The 19,808-nt window shown below is 69.9% G+C and carries 19 protein-coding genes; 10 read left to right on the top strand and 9 right to left on the bottom strand.

Translation table 11 applies throughout. The features are described from left to right. Positions 1-86 precede the first annotated feature (86 nt). Complete coding sequence (locus CU254_RS45035; RefSeq protein WP_350540000.1) at positions 87-173, bottom strand: putative leader peptide; 87 nt, start codon at positions 171-173, stop codon at positions 87-89. A 355-nt stretch (positions 174-528) separates the two neighbouring features. Here CU254_RS45035 and hemW point away from each other — a divergent pair, with 355 nt between their 5' ends. Then, entirely contained in the window at positions 529-1,746 is a 1,218-nt protein-coding gene (hemW, locus tag CU254_RS26585; protein ID WP_050788287.1) for a radical SAM family heme chaperone HemW, read from the top strand. Between the two features lie 70 nt (positions 1,747-1,816). Next, on the top strand, positions 1,817-2,737 hold the full coding sequence (locus CU254_RS26580; protein ID WP_009081002.1) for an NADP-dependent oxidoreductase: 921 nt from the start codon (positions 1,817-1,819) through the stop codon (positions 2,735-2,737). On the opposite strand, the gene CU254_RS26575 is transcribed toward CU254_RS26580, so the two are convergent. Beyond that, positions 2,727-3,434: a TetR/AcrR family transcriptional regulator gene (locus CU254_RS26575; RefSeq protein WP_009081000.1), complete on the bottom strand. Its 708-nt coding sequence runs from the start codon at positions 3,432-3,434 to the stop codon at positions 2,727-2,729. The genes CU254_RS26580 and CU254_RS26575 overlap by 11 nt on opposite strands. A gap of 94 nt (positions 3,435-3,528) precedes the next feature. On the opposite strand from CU254_RS26575, the gene CU254_RS26570 reads away from it, so the two are divergent. Genes CU254_RS26570 through CU254_RS26555 form a run of 4 tightly spaced genes read left to right on the top strand, consistent with a single transcriptional unit; the run spans position 3,529 to position 6,405 of the window. Further along, positions 3,529-3,936 (top strand): SgcJ/EcaC family oxidoreductase, encoded by a 408-nt coding sequence (locus CU254_RS26570; protein ID WP_037714921.1) that lies wholly within the window; start codon positions 3,529-3,531, stop codon positions 3,934-3,936. Next, positions 3,933-4,286 (top strand): hypothetical protein, encoded by a 354-nt coding sequence (locus CU254_RS26565; RefSeq protein WP_037714919.1) that lies wholly within the window; start codon positions 3,933-3,935, stop codon positions 4,284-4,286. Before CU254_RS26570 ends, CU254_RS26565 begins: the two co-directional genes overlap by 4 nt. A 57-nt stretch (positions 4,287-4,343) precedes the next feature. Further along, on the top strand, positions 4,344-5,162 hold the full coding sequence (locus CU254_RS26560; protein WP_037714918.1) for a siderophore-interacting protein: 819 nt from the start codon (positions 4,344-4,346) through the stop codon (positions 5,160-5,162). A gap of 10 nt (positions 5,163-5,172) precedes the next feature. After that, positions 5,173-6,405 (top strand): serine hydrolase, encoded by a 1,233-nt coding sequence (locus tag CU254_RS26555; RefSeq protein WP_009080995.1) that lies wholly within the window; start codon positions 5,173-5,175, stop codon positions 6,403-6,405. Here CU254_RS26555 and CU254_RS26550 read toward each other — a convergent pair whose 3' ends face one another. Genes CU254_RS26550 through CU254_RS26535 form a run of 4 tightly spaced genes read right to left on the bottom strand, consistent with a single transcriptional unit; the run spans position 6,406 to position 11,137 of the window. Next, positions 6,406-7,404 carry a TIGR03842 family LLM class F420-dependent oxidoreductase gene (locus CU254_RS26550; RefSeq protein WP_009080992.1) on the bottom strand — a complete coding sequence of 333 codons (999 nt, stop codon included), beginning with the start codon at positions 7,402-7,404 and terminating at the stop codon, positions 6,406-6,408. A gap of 10 nt (positions 7,405-7,414) precedes the next feature. Beyond that, positions 7,415-8,797 (bottom strand): dihydropyrimidinase, encoded by a 1,383-nt coding sequence (gene hydA / locus CU254_RS26545; RefSeq protein ID WP_037714916.1) that lies wholly within the window; start codon positions 8,795-8,797, stop codon positions 7,415-7,417. After that, positions 8,797-9,639 carry a nitrilase-related carbon-nitrogen hydrolase gene (locus CU254_RS26540; RefSeq protein ID WP_009080989.1) on the bottom strand — a complete coding sequence of 281 codons (843 nt, stop codon included), beginning with the start codon at positions 9,637-9,639 and terminating at the stop codon, positions 8,797-8,799. The genes hydA and CU254_RS26540 overlap by 1 nt, the downstream gene beginning before the upstream one ends. Then, complete coding sequence (locus CU254_RS26535) at positions 9,632-11,137, bottom strand: NCS1 family nucleobase:cation symporter-1 (protein WP_009080987.1); 1,506 nt, start codon at positions 11,135-11,137, stop codon at positions 9,632-9,634. The genes CU254_RS26540 and CU254_RS26535 overlap by 8 nt, the downstream gene beginning before the upstream one ends. 241 nt (positions 11,138-11,378) lie before the next feature. Here CU254_RS26535 and CU254_RS26530 point away from each other — a divergent pair, with 241 nt between their 5' ends. The 3 genes from CU254_RS26530 (at position 11,379) to CU254_RS26520 (ending at position 15,162) form a co-directional block, all read left to right on the top strand. Continuing rightward, on the top strand, positions 11,379-12,050 hold the full coding sequence (locus CU254_RS26530; RefSeq protein WP_037714914.1) for a response regulator transcription factor: 672 nt from the start codon (positions 11,379-11,381) through the stop codon (positions 12,048-12,050). Beyond that, positions 12,047-13,117: a HAMP domain-containing sensor histidine kinase gene (locus CU254_RS26525; protein ID WP_009080983.1), complete on the top strand. Its 1,071-nt coding sequence runs from the start codon at positions 12,047-12,049 to the stop codon at positions 13,115-13,117. Before CU254_RS26530 ends, CU254_RS26525 begins: the two co-directional genes overlap by 4 nt. A 563-nt stretch (positions 13,118-13,680) precedes the next feature. Next, complete coding sequence (locus CU254_RS26520; protein ID WP_009080981.1) at positions 13,681-15,162, top strand: DUF4153 domain-containing protein; 1,482 nt, start codon at positions 13,681-13,683, stop codon at positions 15,160-15,162. Positions 15,163-15,167: 5 nt separating this feature from the next. On the opposite strand, the gene CU254_RS26515 is transcribed toward CU254_RS26520, so the two are convergent. The 3 genes from CU254_RS26515 to CU254_RS26505 all read right to left on the bottom strand — a co-directional run bounded on the left by CU254_RS26515 (position 15,168) and on the right by CU254_RS26505 (position 18,179). Next, positions 15,168-16,022 (bottom strand): hypothetical protein, encoded by an 855-nt coding sequence (locus CU254_RS26515; RefSeq protein WP_100266886.1) that lies wholly within the window; start codon positions 16,020-16,022, stop codon positions 15,168-15,170. Between the two features lie 110 nt (positions 16,023-16,132). Continuing rightward, the gene (locus CU254_RS26510; RefSeq protein ID WP_009080979.1) at positions 16,133-16,504 is read right to left on the bottom strand and encodes an SSI family serine proteinase inhibitor; all 372 of its coding nucleotides are present in this window, start codon (positions 16,502-16,504) and stop codon (positions 16,133-16,135) included. Between the two features lie 28 nt (positions 16,505-16,532). Then, positions 16,533-18,179, bottom strand: a complete 1,647-nt coding sequence (locus CU254_RS26505) for a PucR family transcriptional regulator (RefSeq protein WP_009080978.1) — start codon at positions 18,177-18,179, stop codon at positions 16,533-16,535. Positions 18,180-18,309: 130 nt separating this feature from the next. Between CU254_RS26505 and CU254_RS26500 the strand changes: the two genes are divergently transcribed. After that, the gene (locus tag CU254_RS26500) at positions 18,310-19,803 is read left to right on the top strand and encodes a CoA-acylating methylmalonate-semialdehyde dehydrogenase (protein ID WP_009080976.1); all 1,494 of its coding nucleotides are present in this window, start codon (positions 18,310-18,312) and stop codon (positions 19,801-19,803) included. Positions 19,804-19,808: the final 5 nt, after the last annotated feature.

Here is a 19,808-nt window from a genome sequence, read left to right as displayed (position 1 = left end):
GGGGTGGTCGAGGCGGCTCCGCCGCGGCGTCGGTGCGGGGCGGGCCGGTGGTCCAGGTGGCGGGCTGGGCAGGCTTTGCGCGGGAGTCAGCGAACAGGCCGGCAGAGCGCGCTCGCGACCCGCAGAAGGTCGACGTGGCGGCGCGCCACGAGAAGGACACCGGCAGGACTCACCGGCTCAGATTGCCACGCGGGCCGAACGTCGTCCAAGGGCGTCCGGATCGTGGGAGAAGGCTCACTCCAGCGGTGCGAAACGGCCGCGGATGTGCATTGGCCGGGCGATCTGCCAGGTATTTCCCGGCTTTCGGACGCATCGTGGGACGGTTTCGGGCGCTTGTCAACCGGGTGCTCGGCGGGCGGCGCATCGTTCGGCGGCCGAACTTTCCTCCACTGTCCTGCGGCGCTGCACCGTACGTGAGGGGAACCCTGAGGGTCTCTGAGTACGTGAGGGTTCCCCTCACGTACGGTGCCTTGCCTGTCGCGGCTCGGGGGCCGGGGCTGCGCGGCGACCCGGGCGCGGCGGGGGAGAATGGACGTCGTGCCTGTTCCCGACACCCACCGTCCTCCAGCCGGACTGCCCGAGACCGCGCTCGCCGGCCTCGGCACCCGGCCGTTCGGCGTGTACGTCCACGTGCCGTTCTGCGCGACCCGCTGCGGTTACTGCGACTTCAACACCTACACCGCGGGCGAACTCGGCTCCGCCGCCTCGCCCCGGTCGTGGCTGGACGCGCTGCGGCGCGAGCTGGAGCTGGGCGCGGAGATCCTCGGCAGCGCGCCGCCGGCGGAGACGGTGTTCGTCGGGGGCGGGACGCCGTCCCTGCTCGGCGCGGACGGGCTGGCCGAGGTGCTCGACGGCGTGCGTTCGGCGTTCGGGCTCGCGCCGGGCGCGGAGGTGACGACCGAATCGAACCCGGAGTCCACTTCGCCCGAGTTCTTCGCGGGCATCCGTGACGCGGGTTACACCCGGGTGTCGCTGGGCATGCAGTCCGCGGCCCGGCACGTGCTGAAGGTGCTCGACCGCGTGCACACGCCCGGCCGTCCGGTCGACGCCGCGCGCGAGGCCCGGGCCGCCGGGTTCGAGCACGTCAATCTCGACCTCATTTACGGCACGCCGGGGGAGCGCGTCGAAGATCTGCGGGCGTCGCTGGACGCGGTTCTGTCGGCGGGTGTCGATCACGTGTCGGCGTACGCGTTGATCGTGGAGGACGGCACCGCGCTGGCCCGCCGCGTGCGACGCGGCGAGCTGCCCGCTCCGGACGACGACACGCTGGCCAGCTACTACGAGTTGATCGACTCGGTCCTCGCCAGTGCGGGCTTGACCTGGTACGAGGTGTCGAACTGGGTGAGCGACGAGGCCGCACGGTGCCGCCACAACCTCGGCTACTGGCAGGGCGGCGACTGGTGGGGCGCCGGACCGGGCGCGCACAGCCACGTCGGCGGCGTGCGGTGGTGGAACGTCAAGCATCCGGCCAAGTACTCCAGCCTCCTCGCCGAGGGGCAGAGCCCGGAGGCCGACCGCGAGGTGCTCACGCCGGAAGACCGGCACTTGGAGCGGATCATGCTGGAGCTCCGGATCTCCGACGGCCTCGCGTTGTCCGCGCTCGACGAGGCCGGGCTCAAGGAGGCCCGGGCGGCCGCCGCGGAAGGCTTGCTCGAACAGTCCGATTTGGACAGTCAGGGCCGCGCGGTGCTCACCGATCGCGGCCGCCTGCTCGCGGACGCCGTGGTCCGGAGGCTCGCCGGCTGAATTTTCGCCCGCCGGGCATAAATCCGTTCGATCGTTTGTTGGGCTAACCATACGAGCGAGGGAGACGCGTATGCCGCAAGCGGTCAGATACGGCGAACACGGCGGGATCGAAGTGCTGCAGCTGGCCGAAGTGCCCCGGCCGGCGCCGGAATCCGGGCAGGTGCTCGTGCGGGTCCGGGCCGCGGGGATCAATCCGGGGGAAACGAAGATCCGGGTGGGCGCGCTGGCGGAGCGCTGGCCGTCGACCTTCCCGTCCGGGCAGGGCAGCGACCTGGCCGGAGTGGTGGAGGAACTGGGCGCGGACGTCGAGGAAATCCAGGTCGGCGACGAGGTCGTCGGATTCGTGCACACCCGCTCCAGCCACGCCGAGTACGTGCTCGTCCCGGCGGAGCACCTCGTCCCGAAGCCGAGCGGGCTGTCGTGGGAGGTCGCGGGCGGGTTGTTCGTGGCCGGAACGACCGCGTACGCCGCGGTCGCCGCGGTGTGCCCGCGCGAGGGCGAGACGGTGGTCGTGTCGGGGGCCGCGGGCGGGGTCGGCTCGCTGGCCGTGCAGCTGGCGAGGCTCACTGGGGCGACCGTGATCGGCATCGCGAGCGAAGCGAACCACGAGTGGTTGCGCGAGCACGACATCGTCCCGATCGCGTACGGCGAAGGGCTCGAAGAGCGGCTCCGCGAGCTGACCGGCGACCAGGTGCACGCGTTCGTCGACACCTACGGCGACGGTTACGTCGAACTCGCCCTGCGGCTCGGCGTCTACCCCGGCCGGATCGACACGGTGGTCGACTTCGCCGCCGCCGAGAAGTACCGGGCGAAGACCGACGGCAACATCGCCGGGGCCAGTGCCGAGGTCATGCGCGACCTCGTGGCGTTGGCGGACAAGGGATTGCTCGACGTCCCGATCGCCGCGACGTACCCGCTCGCCGAAGTCCAGGCCGCCTACCGCGAACTGGAACAGGGCCACACCCGCGGAAAGATCGTGCTTACCTGCTGACCATCGCCGCCAGCCCCGCCACGAACGCCTCCAGGGCGAAGTCGAGGCGGGGCCGGCTGGTCTCCGCGGTGAAGAATTCCCCGGCCCGCAAGAGGTTCGGGAACGCGCTCGCGGGCAGCGACCGCATGTAGTCGGCCATCTGCCGCCCGCGCTCGCTCATTTTTCCCGGGTCGTAGTCGCCGAAGGTCCAGCCGCTGGCCTCGTACGCGAATGCCTTGGCGTACGTGCTCAGCGCGTCGCCGGCGAACACCGCCCGTTTGAGGTCCAAGCCGCCCGCGCGCAGCAGCTGCAGCATGACTTCGCCCTGCCGCAGCGAATTCGGCGTCACCGGGATCGGCGTCTGCCACGCGACTTTCGCGATGCCCGGATACGCCATCATCGCCCGGATCTGGTGCCGTACTTGCTCTTTGACCTGTTCGGTCCACCGCTGCGGATCCGGTTCCGGGCACGGCACCTCGCTGAGCGCCGCGTCGAGCATCAGCTCGTCGAGTTCCTCTTTGTTGGCCACGTACGCGTAAAGCGACGCGGGCCCGGTCTCCAGCTGCTGCGCGACCCGGCGCATCGAGACGGCGTCGATGCCCTCGGCGGCGAGGATTTCGAGCGCGGTTTTCACGATCAGTTCCTGCGACAGCATCTGCTTCGCGGCGCGCCGGCGCGGGCTCGGCGTCCGGCGCCAGGGCGGGGGCGGTGCGGTCATGTCCGAAGCCTAGCCGACCCCGCCCTTGACGCGAACGGTGTTCGTGAGTACACCTGGGGTTGTACGCGAACGACGTTCGTTAAGGGGAATCAGCATGTCGCAGCGCGAAGAAGTCCTGTCCGTCCTCGCCCGCCTCGCCGACGCCTGGAACAGCGGCGACGCCACCGCTTACGGGAACCTGTTCACCGAAGACGCCGATTACGTGACGTTCTTCGGGCACCGGTCGGCCGGCCGCCAGGCGATCGCGGACTCGCACCGGGAGCTGTTCGAGGGACCGCTGAAAGGCTCGAAGCTGACCGGATTCGGCGACCCGCGGGTGCGGTTCCCGCGGGACGACGTCGCGGTCGTCGTGGCCGGCGGCGGTTCCTCGCTGACCGGCGGCGGCGACCCCGCCGCGGAGGGCCGGGAAAGCACGCTGACCTACGTCCTGGTGCGGGACGACGAGGGCTGGAAGATCACCGCGTTCCAGAACACGCGGGTGTCGAAGCCGTGGGAAGCATGAGGACGATCGTCGAGGTGTCCGGAGTCGTCCCGGCCCCGCCCGCGGAAGTGTTCGCGCGGGTCGAGGAGCGGCTGACCGCGCCGGGCCCGTATCCGATGAAGCTGGAAGTGGACCGCGAACGCCGGTTCCTCGCCGTGCAGGGCGGCTGGTGGTACCGCGCGGAGTACGAGGTCGCCGACGATCCGGCCGGTTCGCTCGTCACCCACCGGATCCGGAACGCGGCGACCGGGCAGTGGTGGGCGGTGCTCGCGGCGAACCGGTTCTTCGTCGGGTTCCGGGAACGGGTCACGGCCGGTTTCCTGGCGACGCTTCCCGAACTCTCCGGCGGCGGCACTGGGCGGAAAGAGTGAAGGCGCGTACCGTGGGAGCCACGACTTAGGTAAACCTTACTGAAACAGGGGTGTTCGATGGCCGAAGGTCCGGCGCGCAAGGGGAGGACCGCGGTGCGGCTGGAGGTGCTGCGCAAGGAGCACCTGACGCCGCACATGATCCGGATCGTGGCCGGCGGCGAGGGGTTGAAGGAGTTCCGCCCGAACGAGTTCACCGACGCGTACGTGAAGGTGATCTTCAAGGTGCCCGGGGTGGAGTATCCGGAGCCGTTCGACCTGAACCGGATCCGCGAGGAACTGCCGCGCGAGCACGCTCCGCGGCTGCGCACGTACACGGTCCGCTCGTACGACGAGGCGGCGGGCGAACTGGTGCTCGATTTCGTGGTGCACGGCGACGAGGGGCTCGCCGGTCCGTGGGCGCAAAGCGCGCAGCCGGGCGACGAGCTGCTGCTGGCCGGTCCGGGCGGGGCGTACGCGCCGCGTGCCGACGCCGGCTGGCATCTGCTGGTGGGCGACGAATCGGCGGTGCCCGCCATCGCCGCCGCGCTCGAAGCGCTGCCGCCGGGGGCGCTGGCGCACGTGTTCCTGCTCGTGGCGGACGAATCCGAGCACCAGCCGCTCGCGACGAAGGCCGACGCGCAGGTCACGTGGCTGCACCGGTCGGCGTCCGACGACCTGGTCGCCGCGGTGAAGGGGCTGCCGTGGCCGGACCGGGACGTGCACGCGTTCGTCCACGGCGAGGCCGGTTTCGTGCGGGAGCTGCGGCGGTACCTGTTCGACGAGCGCGGCGTCGCGCGGGACGCGGTGTCGCTGTCCGGATACTGGCGCGAGGGCAAGAACGACGAGGCCTGGCGCGAGGAAAAGGCAGCGGAGCGGAAAGCGGCCAGTACGGCGTAAGGTCGCCGCCATGGCGACCGAGGTGAAGGTGGAGGCCGATCCGGCCGACGCGGGTTTCGACGGGGCACGGCTGCGGCGGATCGACCGGCAATTCGCCCGGTACGTCGACGACGGCCTGCTGCCGGGCTACCTCGCGGTGGTGAGCAGGCACGGCCGGATCGTGCACGTCGCGTCGCACGGCGCGCGGGACGTCGAGGCCGGCGCCCCGGTCGAGACCGACACGATCTGGCGGATCTTCTCGATGTCGAAACCGGTCACGTCGGTGGCCGCGATGACGTTCGTCGAGGAGGGCCTGATCGACCTCGCCGACCCGATCTCGCGCTGGCTGCCGGAATTCGCCGAGCCGAGGGTGTACGCGAAAGGTTCGGCGCTGGCCCCGGTCACCGAGCCGGCGGCCGAACCGATCCGGCTGTGGCACCTGCTTTCGCACACCGCGGGCCTCACCTACGGCTTCCACCACACGCATCCGGTCGACGCGATCTACCGCGCGGGCGGGTACGAATGGGGAACGCCGTCCGGGCTGGATCTGGCGGAGTGCACGCGGGCGTGGGCGCGATTCCCGCTCGTGTTCCAGCCCGGGGCCGAGTGGAACTACTCGGTGGCGACCGACGTCCTCGGCCGGCTGGTCGAGGTGCTCGCGGGCAAGCCGCTCGACGAGGTGTTCGCCGAGCGGATCTTCGGCCCGCTGGGCATGACCGACACCGGGTTCTGGACCTCGGACACCGACCGGCTGGCGGCGTTGTACGTGCCCGCGCCGAAGACGAAAAAGCTGGTGCGCAACGACGTCTTCGGCGCACTGGGCACGTCCCGCCCGACGTGCCTGTCCGGCGGCGGAGGCCTGGTCTCGACGGCGGCGGACTACCACCGGTTCACGCAAATGCTGCTGCGCCGCGGCGAACTCGACGGCGTGCGAGTGCTGAGCCCGCGCACGGTGGACCTGATGACGGCCAACCACCTGCCGGGCCACGTGGATCTGGAGGCGTACGGCCGCCCGCTGTTCGCGGAGATGCCCTTCGACGGGTACGGCTTCGGTCTGGGCTTCTCGGTCCTGATCGACTCGGTGAAGGCGAAAACCCTTGCCACGCCTGGTGAGTACGCGTGGGGAGGGGCGGCTTCGACAGCGTTCTGGGTGGACCCGGACGAGGATTTGACGGTGGCGTTTTACACGCAGCTGCTGCCGTCGTCGACTTATCCGATCCGGCAGCAGCTGCGGCAGCTGGTTTATCAGGCGATGGTGGACTGATCAGGCGGTCAGCTTAGGAATCACCTGCGCCCCATAAGCCGCCAAGGTCTCCTCCCGCTCGTCGTGCATCAGGTACAGCGCGAACTGGTCCACTCCCAGCTCCGCCAATTCCTCCAGCCTCGCGATGTGCGCCGAGGCCGGGCCGAGGAGGCAGAAGCGGTCGACGATCTCGTCCGGCACGAACGCGGTCGACGGGTTTCCGGCGCGGCCGTGGTGGGAGTAGTCGTAGCCTTCTCGCTCGCGGATGTAGTCGGTCAGCTCGTGCGGCACCGGGCCGGACGAGCCGTAGCGGGCTACCAGATCCGCGACGTGGTTGCCGACCATTCCGCCGAACCAGCGAAGCTGTTCCCGTTGGTGTGCCAGGTCTTCGCCGACGTATGCCGGGGCCGCGACGCAGATCGTGATTCCGCCGGGATCGCGGCCCGCGGCGCGCGCGGCGTCTCGGACCGCGCCGATGGTCCAGCGGGCGATGGCCGGGTCGGCGCATTGCAGGATGAAGCCGTCCGCGTGTTCGCCCACGGTCTGCAGCGCCTTCGGACCGTACCCGGCCATCCACATTTCCAGCCGCCCGCCGCGGATCCACGGGATGCGGACCGCGGTGTCGTTCATCGTGACCTCGCGGCCCTCGGCGAGATCCTTCACCACGCGCATGCATTCCCGCACGGTGGCCAAAGTGGACGGCGGACGGCCGACGACGCGGTGCGCGGAATCGCCGCGGCCGATGCCGCACACCGTGCGGTTGCCGAACATGTCGTTGAGCGTCGCGAAGGTCGACGCCATCACCGACCAGTCCCGCGTGCCCGGGCTGGTCACCATCGGGCCCACGACCAGCGAGGACGTCGCTTCGAGGATCCGCGAGTAGATCACGAACGGTTCCTGCCACAGCACGCACGAGTCGAACGTCCAGCCGTACCGGAACCCGGCGTCCTCGGAGGCCTTCATCATCCGCACGACCTCCGCCGCGGGCGGGTCGGTCTGCAGCACGATCCCGAAATCCATCAGGAAACCCTCAATTCAGATACTGATTGAGTTCGCGGGACAAGAACTTTCCGTGTCCAGGGCTGCCGTGGAATCCGTCCGGCGACACCACGACGCGACCGCGCGACAGGACAGTGTGGACCTTCCCGGTGAGCGAAAACCCTTCGTACGCCGAGTAATCCACGTTCATGTGGTGCGTAGCCGCCGAGAGGGTCTGCGCGGCCGAAGGGTCGTACACCACGATGTCCGCGTCCGAACCCGCCGCGATCACGCCCTTGCGCGGGTACAGGCCGAACATCCGCGCGGGCGTCGCCGAGCACGTCTCGACCCAGCGGCCCAGCGAGATCTCGCCCGCGACGACGCCCTGGTGCAGCAGGTCCATCCGGTGCTCGACGCCCGGCATCCCGTTCGGAATCGCCCGGAAATCGCCGCGGCCCAGTTCTTTCTGGTCCTTGAAACAGAACGGGCAGTGGTCGGTCGAAACCACGGACAGGTCGTTCGTCCGGAGGCCGCGCCACAGGTCCGCCTGGTGCGATTTTTCCCGCAGCGGCGGCGAAGCCACGAACTTGGCACCCTCGAAATCAGGTTTCGCCAGGTCCTCAATGGACAGATAGAGATACTGCGGGCAGGTCTCGGCGAAGACGTTCTGCCCGTTGTCCCGAGCCTCGGCGACCGCGGCGAGCGCCTGCGAAGCCGACAAATGCACGATGTACAGCGGGGATCCGGTCACCTGGGCGAGCCGGATCGCCCGGGAGGTCGCCTCGCCTTCCAGCTCGGGCGGCCGGGTGAGACCGTGCTGCACCGGGTCGGTGTGCCCGGCGGCGACCGCCTGCGCGGCGAGTTCGTCGATCGCGATGCCGTTTTCCGCGTGCATCATGATCGTCGCGCCGATCTCGCGCGCCTGCTGCATGGCGCGCAGGATTTCCCCGTCGGTGGAATAGAAAACCCCGGGGTAGGCCATGAACATCTTGAAACTGCCGACGCCGCCGTCGACGCACGCCCGCATTTCCTTCAGCGTGGAGTCGTTGACGTCCGACACGATCATGTGGAACCCGTAGTCGATCGCGCAGTTGCCGTCCGCTTTGGCGTGCCACTTGTCCAGAGTGGACAACAGCGAGGTGCCCTTGGCCTGCACGGCGAAGTCGATGATCGTCGTCGTGCCGCCCCACGCGGCGGCGATCGTGCCGGTCTCGAAGGAATCGACGGAATGCGTGCCGCCGAACGGCATTTCCATGTGCGTGTGCGCGTCGATTCCGCCGGGAAGCACGTACTTTCCGGTCGCGTCGAGAGTTTCGTCGCCGGTCAGCGTCCCGGGCGCGCCGACCGCCGCGATGGTTTCGCCGTCCACCAGCACGTCGGCGGCGACCGCGCCGGACGGCGAAACTACTTGCCCGCCGGAGATCAGGACACTCATCAGGCCTCCGCGAGCGGGCCGTAGGTGTCCGGGCGGCGGTCGCGGTAGAACTGCCACAGGTCGCGGACCTCGGCGAGCTTGCCCAGGTCGAGATCGCGGACCACGATCTCCTCCTCGGTGTCCGAAGCCGCCTCGCCGACGAGCTGGCCGCGGGGGTCCACAAAGTACGATTGGCCGTAGAAGTCGTTGTCGCCCAGCGGTTCCACGCCGACCCGGTTGATCGTGCCGACGTAGTACTCGTTCGCCACCGCGGCCGCCGGTTGCTCCAGCCGCCACAGATACTCCGACAGTCCGCGGCTCGTCGCCGACGGGTTGAACACGATCTGCGCCCCGGCCAGCCCGAGTGCACGCCAGCCTTCGGGGAAGTGCCGTTCGTAGCAGATGTACACGCCGATCCGGCCGACCGCGGTGTCGAAAACCGGATACCCGAGGTTGCCCGGCTTGAAGTAGAACTTCTCCCAGAAGCCTTTCACCTGCGGAATGTGGTTCTTGCGGTGCATGCCGAGGTATTTCCCGTCGGCGTCGATCACCGCCGCGGTGTTGTAGTAGACGCCCGGCTGTTCCTGTTCGTACATCGGCACCACGAGCACCACGCCGTGCCGTTCGGCGACCTCCTGCATGAGCTTCGTGGTGGGGCCGTCCGGGATCGCCTCGGTGTAGGAATAGAAATCGGCGTCCTGCACCTGGCAGAAATACGGGCCGTAGAACAGTTCCTGCAGGCACACCACCTGCGCGCCCTGCGAAGCCGCCTTGCCGACGGCGTCGACCGCGTTCGCGATCATCGATTCCTTGTCACCCGTCCACCGCTGCTGGATCAAGCCGGCTCGGACCGTGTCAGACACTGGTTTCCTCCTCGTTCCGGTGCGCGTTCAAGGGAAGGCTGAACAGGGTGTAGGCGATCAAGGCGCCGACGAATCCCACTGCCCAGTTGTAGTCGTACAAAGGTTTCAGGAAAGGAATGAGCCCGTCCGCCGGGAACGGCCCGCCGTAGGCGCCGCCGACCGCGAGCACCGCGCCGATCAGGGTCGCGACGAGCGCACGCCAGTGCCAGCCCGCGGTGAACCAGTACTGCCCGCTCTCCAGGTACAGGTCGGCGAGCTTCAGCCGGGTCCGCTTCACGACCCAGTACCCGGCGACGAGCACCCCGGCGACCGCGCCGAGCAGGCCGCCGTAGAAGCCGAGCCAGGCAAAAATGTAGATGTCCGGGTCGGAATAGAGCCGCCACGGCTGGATCAGGATGCCGATCACACCGGTGATCAGGCCGCCGAGCGCGAAGGTGATCCGCTTCGGGAAGGCGTTCGAGAAATCGTAGGACGGGCTGACGACGTTCGCCGCCAGGTTGGCCGAGATCGTCGCCAGCACCAGCGCGATCAGCGCGACGACCACCACGACCGGGCTGGAGAACTTGTCCGCCAGCTGCGCCGGGTCCCAGATGTCCTGCCCGTAGAGCACGTGCCCGCCGGACGTGGTGAGGATGGCGACGATCGCGATGAACGTCATCGTCGTCGGCAGCCCGAGGATCTGGCCGCGCATCTGCTTGCGCTGGCTGCCGCCGAAGCGCGTGAAGTCCGGCATGTTCAGCGACAGCGTCGACCAGAACGCGATCATCGCCATCAGCGACGGCGCGAACACCTTCCAGAACCCCGGTCCCCAGCCGAGCTTCCCGCCGTCGTGCAGGATCGGGCCGAATCCGCCCGCCTTGACCAGCACGTAGCCGAGCAGGATCAGGAACCCGACCGACACCAGCGGCGCGGTCCAGTTCTCGAACTTGCGGACCGCCTCCATGCCGCGCCAGATGATCAGCATCTGCACGAGCCAGAACACCGCGAACGACAGCCACAGCGTCCAGTGCTGCCCGGCGAGCACCGCCGAATCGCGCCAGCCGGATCCGGCCAGGCGTCCGACGATCACGTAGATCGCCTCGCCGCCCACCCAGGTCTGGATGCCGAACCAGCCGCACGCGATGAACGCGCGCAGCAGCGCGGCGAGGTTCGCGCCGCGCAGGCCGTAGAACGCGCGGGCGAACACCGGGAACGGGATGCCGTATTTGGTGCCCGCGTGGCTGTTGAGCAGCATCGGCGCGAGCACGATCAGGTTGCCGATCGTGATGGTGATCAGCGCCTGCAGCCAGTTCATGCCGAGCGCGATGAGCGACGCGGCCAGCGCGTACGAAGGGATGTTGTGCGCCATCCCCATCCAGAGCGCGAAATAGTTGTAGGTCGTCCAGGTCCGTTTCTCGACCGGGACCGGGGCCAGTTCGTCGTTGAAGAACCGGCTGCCCCGCAGCGCCCGCACGTCGCCGAGGTCCACCCGGCTGTGCTCACGTGTCGTCGGCTCCATTGCGGAATCCTGCGCGCCGGGCGGGGGCCGGGGGCAGAGACAGACTGTTCACTGTTCGGCCGCCCTCGGCGCAGTCTGTCGATTGCGCCGGACCGCGCGAAAGTGCATGACGTACGTCACAACACGGCCGACATCCGGGGGCAAAACGGCGGAAACATCTCCACCGGATCTCCACATCTCGCCCGGACGGCCTCCACGGCGATTGCCTAAAGTCGGCGGCATGGACAACGGGGGAAGACGGGTGCTGGTCGTCGAGGACGACCTCACCATCGCCGCGTCGATCGACGCCCGGCTGAGCGCGGAAGGGTTCTCCGTGACGGTCGCGCACGACGGTCCGGCGGCGGTCGAGGCGGAGGCGGCGACCAGTCCCGACCTGGTGGTTCTCGACGTGATGCTGCCCGGTTTCGACGGTCTCGAGGTCTGCCGCCGGATCCAGGCGCGGCGGCCGGTGCCGGTGCTGATGCTCACCGCCCGCGCCGACGAGACCGACCTGCTGGTGGGCCTCGGCGTCGGCGCGGACGACTACCTCACGAAGCCGTTCTCGATGCGCGTGCTGTCCGCGCGGATCCAGGCGCTGCTGCGCCGGGTGGAGCGCTCGTCGGCCGCGGCGGAGGAGCGGATCGTGCTGGGGGACTTGGAGATCGACATCGCGGAACGGCGGGTTCGCCGAGGGGGCGAACCCGCCCAGCTGACGCCGATCGAATTCGATCTCCTGGTGCATTTCGCGCGCCGGCCGCGTGCGGTGCAGCCGCGGGAACGGCTGCTGAGCGAGGTGTGGGACTGGGACGTGCAGGCGACCGGGGCCGGCACCCGGGCGGTGGACAGCCACATCAAGGCTCTCCGGCGGAAACTCGGGGCCGATCTCATCCGGACCGTGCACGGAGTCGGGTACGCGTTGGAGGTTCCGGCGTGAAGCCGTTTTTCGCGAAAGCCGTCGAGGTGCTGCCGAGGCCGCTGGACGGGATCCGCTCGATCAAGCTGAAACTGGCGATCCTGATGGTCGCGTCCGGCGGGATCGCGTTCGCGTTCTTCCGCTACCAGATCGGCTGGCTGCCGCCGCGCACGACGGTGACCGCGGTGGTGATCGCGCTGCTGACGTCGCAGGTCCTGGCGCACGGCATGACGCGGCCGCTGCGCGAGATGACCGCCGCCGCGCGGGCGATGGCGAAAGGCGACTACACGCGCCGGATCCGCGCCACCGCCCGCGACGAGGTCGGCTCGCTGGCCGCGGCGTTCAACCAGATGGCCGCCGACCTGTCCACCGCGGACCGCCAGCGCCGGGAACTGATCGCGAACGTGTCGCACGAGCTGCGGACGCCGATCACCGCGTTGAACGCCGTGCTGGAGAACCTCGTGGACGGCGTCGCCTCGCCGGATCCCGCGACGCTCCGCACGGCTCTGCACCAGACCGAACGCCTGGGGCGGCTGGTCACTGAGCTGCTGGACCTGTCGCAGATCGACGCCGGGACCATGCCGCTGGACCGGTCGCCGGTCGACCTCGAGGACCTGCTGGCCGAGGTCGCCGCGGAGGCGGAAGCGATGGCCGCCGCGGCGGGCCGGGGAGTCCGGTTCGCGGTTTCGGTGACCCCGCCGGGCGCGACGGTGCCCGCCGACCGGGAGCGGATCTACCAGGTGGTGCTGAACCTGCTGGAGAACGCCGCCCGGCACGGCCCGGCCGGGGGAGAGGTGGCGGTGCTGGCGCGGGTCGAGGCCGGGGAAGCGCGGATCGAGGTGCACGACCAGGGGCCGGGTATTCCGGAACCCGACCGGGACCGGGTGTTCGAGCGGTTCACCCGGGGAGAACGCGCCGGAGGCGGCGGGACCGGACTGGGCCTGGCGATCGTGCGGTGGGTGGTGGAACTGCACGGAGGAACCGTCGCGGTGGTCGACCCGGAGCCGGTCGAGGCGCTTCCCGGGGGAGGCCCGGCAGGCGGCGGTGGCGGGCCGGGGTGCCGGATCCGGGTGACGTTGCCTGCTTGAGGCTCGGCTTCGGGCGCGGTCGGCGGTGGTGGGCTCGCAGTCCGGGTGACGTTGCCTGTTTGAGGCTCGGCTTCGGGCGCGGTCGGCGGTGGCGGGTTCGGGCTCGCAGTCCGGGTGGCAGCTGCTTGAGGCTCGGCTTTGGCTGTGGTTGGCGGTGGTGGGCTCGCAGCCCGGGTGACGTTGCCTGCTGGGGGCTGCGTCTCGGGCGTGGTTGACGGTGGTGGATTCCGGCGGGCGGTTCGGGTGCCGGGCGACGGCGCCCGCCTGGCGGCGGGTGTCGGGCATGGCGGTCGTTGATCCGGGTTTCCCGGAGGCGGTCGGTTCTGGAGCCGGGTTCTCGTCGAGGGCGTGCTGCGTGTCTCCGTCAGAGTCCGTGAGGGGAACCCTGACGGACTCTGATTCCGTCAGGGTTCCCCTCACGGACCGCCGAATCGCGCACCGGCCGGGCGGGAACTCCCGCACGCCAGCCGCCTCCGCAGCACCCTCCCGAGCAATTGCGGTCGTCGAGTTTCTCCCGCGGCCCATCACACATTCAGCTGTTTGCTATCGCGAAGAGAGGTTTCATGTCCCAGCAGATCCAGCAGCACCCCGCCCATGCCGTTCCGCCCTGGGTCGTGCGGGTCGTCCGGCAGCCGGGGCCGCGGCCGTTGTTCGAGCGGGCCGAATCCGCGGTGCCTGCCGGGGCGAAACCGGCCGCGCTGGCGGTCGCGGTCGCAGGGGCGGTCGTCGTGCCGGTGGACCGGCCCGGGATCGGCTGGGTGCTGGCTCTGCTGATCGCGACCGCGGTGTTCTTGGCGTGCGCGCGGCGGTTCGGCACGAGAAACGGAACGAGGCGGTGGCGGCAGGCAGCGTGGGCGCTGCTGGCGATCGCGCTGCTCGCGGTCGGAGCCGTGCGGGCGGCGGAATGGCTGTTCGCCTTGTGCGCGCTCGCGGCGGCAGTCGCGGCGTCGCTCGCGGTCGTCGGCAAGCGGACTGTGCACGGCACGACGTACGACGTTCTCGCCGTCCCGCTCGAAGCGTTCCGCGCGGTGCCGTGGCTGTTCCGCCGGGGTCCCCGTTCCGGTCGGCGGCAGGGACGGGTCCTCGGGGCGGTTCTGCTGTCCGGGCTGGTCCTCGTGGTGTTCTTGCCGTTGCTGATCAGCGCGGATCCGCGGTTCGCGCAGTTCGTCGGCGACCTCGTTCCGGAAGTGCGTCCCGTTTCGGTCGTCCAAGGCGCGCTGGTGTTCGCCGTGGGTTTCGCGGCGATGGCGGCCGTCTTCCTGATCGCTTCGGATCCCTTGCCTGAGAAGGAAAACCAGCCAACGACGTTCGGCGAGCGGCTGTCGTGGACGTCCCTGCTCGGCACCTTGTCCGTGCTGTTCACCGCGTACGTCGGCGTGCAGGCGACCGCTCTGTTCGGCGGCACGGGCTACGTCCTCCGCACCGACGGCCTCACCTCGGCGGACTACGCGCGCGGCGGTTTCTGGCAACTCTGCGCCTGCACCGTGCTGACCCTCGGCATCGTCGCCGCGGCACTGCGCTGGGCACCGAAAACCACCCGCGCCGACCGGACGGTGTTGCGGGTGCTGCTCGGCGCGCTCACCGTGCTGAGCCTGGTCGTCGTGCTGTCCGCGTTGAGTCGCATGTGGACATACCAGCAGGCCTACGGATTCACCGTGCTGCGCCTGCTGGTGGAGGTGTGCGAGATCTGGCTGGGCGTGGTGTTCGTCCTGATCGGAGCGACGCTCGGCACGCTCCGTGCGGGCTGGCTGCCGCGGGCGGCGATCGCGACCGCCGCGCTGGCACTGCTGGGATTGGCCGCGGTGAACCCGGAAGCGGCGATCACGACCGCCAACCTGGACCGGGCGGCGGAAGGCAAGCCGCTCGACATCCGCTACTTGAGCCGGTTCTCCGCCGATGTGGCCCCAGTCGTAGCGGAACGCCGTCCCGACGCGGCTTGCCTGTTGCGTCCGCTCGCCGGTTCCCTGCCCGACGACCCGTGGCCTGCCTGGAATTTGAGCCGTTCGCGGGCCAGGGAGATCGTCCAGGCGAAGCCGTGCGCGTGACGGGTTCAGTTCCGGGGCACGGTCAGCCGCCAGTCGGCCGAGGGCTCTTCGACCTCCGGGAGGTACGAGGCGGGCGTGACGGCGCAGCGGTGGCGGACCAGGTCGCGGCGCTCCGCCGGAGTCAGCTCCGCGGTGCTGAACGGGCTCTCGTGGTCGATGTCCGCGTTCGCGTCGACGTGGAACCGGTAGGCGTCCGCGGTCAGGTAGTCGCGGCGGAAGTCGGTCTTCCATTGCGAATTGTGGCCCCAGCCGAGCGATCCGTCGCTGGTCGGCCGATGGCGGCGGAGGAACGATTCCTGGAGCGTCGACCGGTCCGCGAGCCCGGCTTTCGCGTGGCGTTCCCCGGCCCGCACGCGCACGCCCGCGCGGACGAACAGCAGTTCGCCGAACATCAAGCACGGCCACTGCTCGGCGACGATCTCGATCGGCTCTTCCGGATCGCCGCTCTGCTCGACGGCCGCGATCTCGTGGAAGAACGGATCGAACCGCGCGACCTCGACGCGCCGCATGCCGAGTGCGGAGAAAAAGCGGACGTACTCGTCGGCCGTGACGCGCACGTCGTGCTCCGGCAGGTGCAGGTGGTGCGCGAACGGCGTTTCGGCACCGTCCGGGAGACCGGACTGGAAGCCCAGCAACAGGAGGTCGCTGATCCGGCTGAGCGCATACGCTTGCTCGAGCAGATCGCCCCAGACGTATTCCGTGCGCTGCCATTGTCCGCAGACTGCCAGCGGGGCCAGCATTTCGCGCATTCCGACGGCGTGCTCGTCGAGCCACGGGGACAGCACGTCGGAGAACAACGCCGAGCCGGGGTAGCCGTGCACCGCGTAGTACAGCTCGCGCAGGGTCGTCGGGGTGAGCACGACGACGCAGCCTAGGCGGAATCGCGACGGAGTCCCACCGAATTGTCCGCCGCGGCAACCGATCCCCGGGGTCGCCGGAACCGATTGCCGCGGTCGCGAGCGGCCGGACGCTAGAGCGCGAACACCCCGTTGGACTGGCTGTCCGCCGCGCATTTGTTCGGGTACGTCGCCCGGTACGTCACCGGCGTGCCGCGCCAGCTGCCCAGCGCCGTGACGTCCACCGGCGAGTAGATCATCGTGCACTTCTGCCGGTGCGGCGCGATGCGGGAGAAATCGCCGTCGACCGCCTTGAGGGTCGCGCAGGCGGTGTCGCGGTGGCGGTGCGTGCCGCCGGTGGGGTCGCAGGTCAGGGTCGCGCTCGTGACGCGCCCGGAGGTCTCGTGCAGGGTCAGCTGCAGCATGGACTCCGGGACGTGCGGCGCGGCCAGGCCGCCGAACCCGAGCAGGGCAGCTGCGACCGGAGCGAAGGAAGAGAACACCATGGGAGGGATATCGGCGCCGCGAACCCGATCACTGTGCTCCTCGTCCGGGTGGGTTTTCCTCGCTCGGACGGGTGGCGGCGCCGAGGTCGTGCGCGAGCAATGCCACGTACAGCGACAACATCGACTCCGGATCTTCCAATCGCACTCCCAGCACCTGTTCGATCCGGGCGAGCTGCTGGTAGTACGCCGTCCGCGAAGTGTGGGCGGCGACGGCCGCGGCGGACTTGTTGCCGCCGTGTGCGCAGTAGTGCCGCAAGGCCGGGACGAGGCGACTGCCGGAGGCGGCGTCGCGTTCCAACAGCGGGCCTAATTCTCGAGCGGCGAAGGCGTGTACGCGCTCGTCGTCGGCGAGAAGGTGCAGCAGGCCGCGTAGCCGAACATCTTTGAGACGGTGCAACGGCTGTCCGTCGTCCTCGTCGAGAGCAGCGGCAGCGACATGTGCTGCTTCGACCAAAGTACGGTGCGCTTCAGCGGGGCCTGTGACAGTCGTGCCGACGCCAAGCGCGGCTGGCGCGGATGTGCGCGCGTCGTGGATGTCGGTGGCTAAGCGCTCGAGTACGGCGTCGGCGTTGGCTTCCGGCGAGAGCGCGAGAAGCGCGCGTACGGCGGTTTCGTCGGTCGAGACCAGCGCGGACACCTTCGCGCGTCGCGTCGCGAGCGCGGTCGCTTCGGCCAGTTCGCGCAGCAGCGGCGGCGTGGACAGCGTTGGCCGCGCCGTGGCGGTAATACGCGGCCGTACCGCGAGGCCGACCAACTGTCGTCCGGTCAACGGCACGGCGAGCGCGGAAGAGCGCGCGAGGATTTCCGCGGTCGGCGCGGGCGAATTCAGCAGTTCGGTCAACACCGCGCGGTGTGCTTGCCGTTCGAGAGTGTCGGAGTCGCGCGCGACGAGACGGTGCACCGCGAGCGCGGACGCAGCCCGTTCGGCGACCACCTGATACCGATGCGGCGGCGGTTCGGCGCACACCAGCACCAGCCGTCCCCAGTCGTGCCCACGCGCGCCGACGACGGTGACCAGCCAGCCCGCTGCCGAGTGGTACCCGGTGCGCTCGCCGACCTGCACCACCCGCGACCGCGCTGGCCAGCCGATCAGCAGCTCGCCCGGATCCGTGCCTGCCGTGTCGTAGGCGAGGACTTCGTGTTCCAGCGTTTCCAGCACGACCGGCTGTTCGGTCAGCCGCGCCACCTCGGCCAGCACCGCGGATGGCTCGGCACCGGCGACGGTCAGCGACGTGAACGTTTCGTGCACCCGTTCCGCCGCCCGGAGCTCGGCGAGCTGCGCGTCCACGATCATTCCGTTCACTGCCTCGGTCACCGCGACATAGCGCGTCTCGCGGGACAGCGTCACCAGCGGCAGCCCGCGTTGCTCGGCCGCCGTAACGAGGGCGCGCGGCAGCCGGTCGTTCCAGTGCCGCACCAGCTCGACCACCAGACCCGCGACGCCCACCTCAGCGAGATCGGCGACGTACCGGGTCAGCGCCGCGTCGTCGTCCGGGAGTGCGACGCCGGTGGTGAGCACCAGTTCCCCGCCGCGCAGCAGGTGCGCGATGTCGGCGACCTCGGCCGCGTGCGCCCAGCGCACCCGCCGTTCGAGCCCGGTGCTGCCCGCGACCACGCGCGGGCACCCCTGGCGCAGCACCGGCAACGCGAGCGCCTCGGCGACGGTCGGGTACATCGGTCCCCCTTGCTGGCCGGCAGGGCACAGACTGTACGGCGGAGAGGGGTAGTCCGTACACGTTGTCGATGGCGGAGGCGGGCGCCTCGCCCGGAGACTCGTGGACACCCGACCGGAAGGAGCGGACGTCGTGACCGACCGCATCAGCCATTGGATCGACGGCAAGCCGGTCGTCGGCTCCGGACGCACCGGCGACGTGTACGACCCGGCCACCGGCCAGGTCAGCGCGCAGGTGGACTTCGCCGGACCGGCCGAGGTGGACCAGGCCGTGGCCGCCGCGGCCGCCGCGCTGCCGGGCTGGCGGGGCACGTCGCTCGCCGGGCGCACGCGCGTGCTGTTCGCCTTCCGCGAGCTGCTTCAGGCGCGCAAGGACGAGCTGGCGAAGATCGTGACGAGCGAGCACGGGAAGGTCGAATCGGACGCCGCGGGCGAGGTCGCGCGCGCGATCGAGAACGTCGAATACGCGTGCGGCGCGGCGCAGCTGCTCAAGGGCGGGTTCAGCGAGAACGCTTCCACGGGCGTCGACGTCTACTCGATCGCGCAGCCGCTGGGCGTGGTCGGCGTGATCTCGCCGTTCAACTTCCCCGCGATGGTGCCGCTCTGGTTCGTGCCGAACGCGCTGGCGTGCGGCAACACCGTCGTGCTCAAGCCGAGCGAGAAGGACCCGTCCGCCGCGTTGTTCATCGCGGAGCTGCTCGCCGAAGCGGGCCTGCCGTCCGGTGCATTCAACGTGCTGCAGGGCGACAAAGTCGCGGTCGACGGGCTTCTCGCGCACCCGGACGTCAAGGCGGTCTCCTTCGTCGGCTCGACCCCGATCGCCCGCTACGTCTACGAAACCGGCACCAACCACGGCAAGCGAGTGCAGGCGCTCGGCGGGGCGAAGAACCACATGGTCGTGCTCCCGGACGCCGACCTCGACCTGGCCGCGGACGCCGCCGTGTCCGCCGGTTTCGGCTCGGCGGGGGAGCGGTGCATGGCGGTTTCGGTGGTGGTCGCCGTCGAGCCGATCGCGGACGAGCTGGTGGCCAAGATCGCCGACCGGATGCGGAAACTGCGCGTCGGGGACGGCCGCAAGCCGTCGTCGGAGATGGGTCCGCTGGTGACCCGGGCGCACCACGAGAGAGTTTCGTCCTATGTGGACACCGGCGTGGCCGAAGGCGCGGAACTCGTGATGGACGGCCGGGGCGTGGAAGCGGACGGCGCGGGCGAGGGATTCTGGCTCGGTCCCACGCTTTTCGACCGCGTGACGCCCAGTATGGCGGTCTACACCGACGAAATCTTCGGGCCGGTGCTGTCCGTCGCGCGCACGACGAGCTTCGACGACGCGCTCGCGCTCATCAACGCCAACCCCTACGGCAACGGAACGGCCATCTTCACCGCCGACGGACGGGCGGCGCGCCGCTTCCAGAACGAGGTGGAAGTGGGCATGGTGGGCGTGAACGTGCCCATCCCGGTCCCGGTCGGCTACTACTCCTTCGGCGGCTGGAAGGACTCCCTGTTCGGCGACACGCACGCCTACGGGCCGGAGGGATTCCACTTCTTCACGCGGACGAAGGTGGTCACGTCCCGCTGGCCGGACACCTCGCACGCCGGGGTGAACCTGGGGTTCCCGAAGAACTCCTGACCCGG

It is taken from the genome of Amycolatopsis sp. AA4 (genome assembly GCF_002796545.1).
In the GTDB taxonomy this organism is placed as follows: domain Bacteria; phylum Actinomycetota; class Actinomycetes; order Mycobacteriales; family Pseudonocardiaceae; genus Amycolatopsis.
Note: the sequence above shows the minus strand (reverse complement) of the source record. Positions and strands in the feature narration are given on the sequence as shown.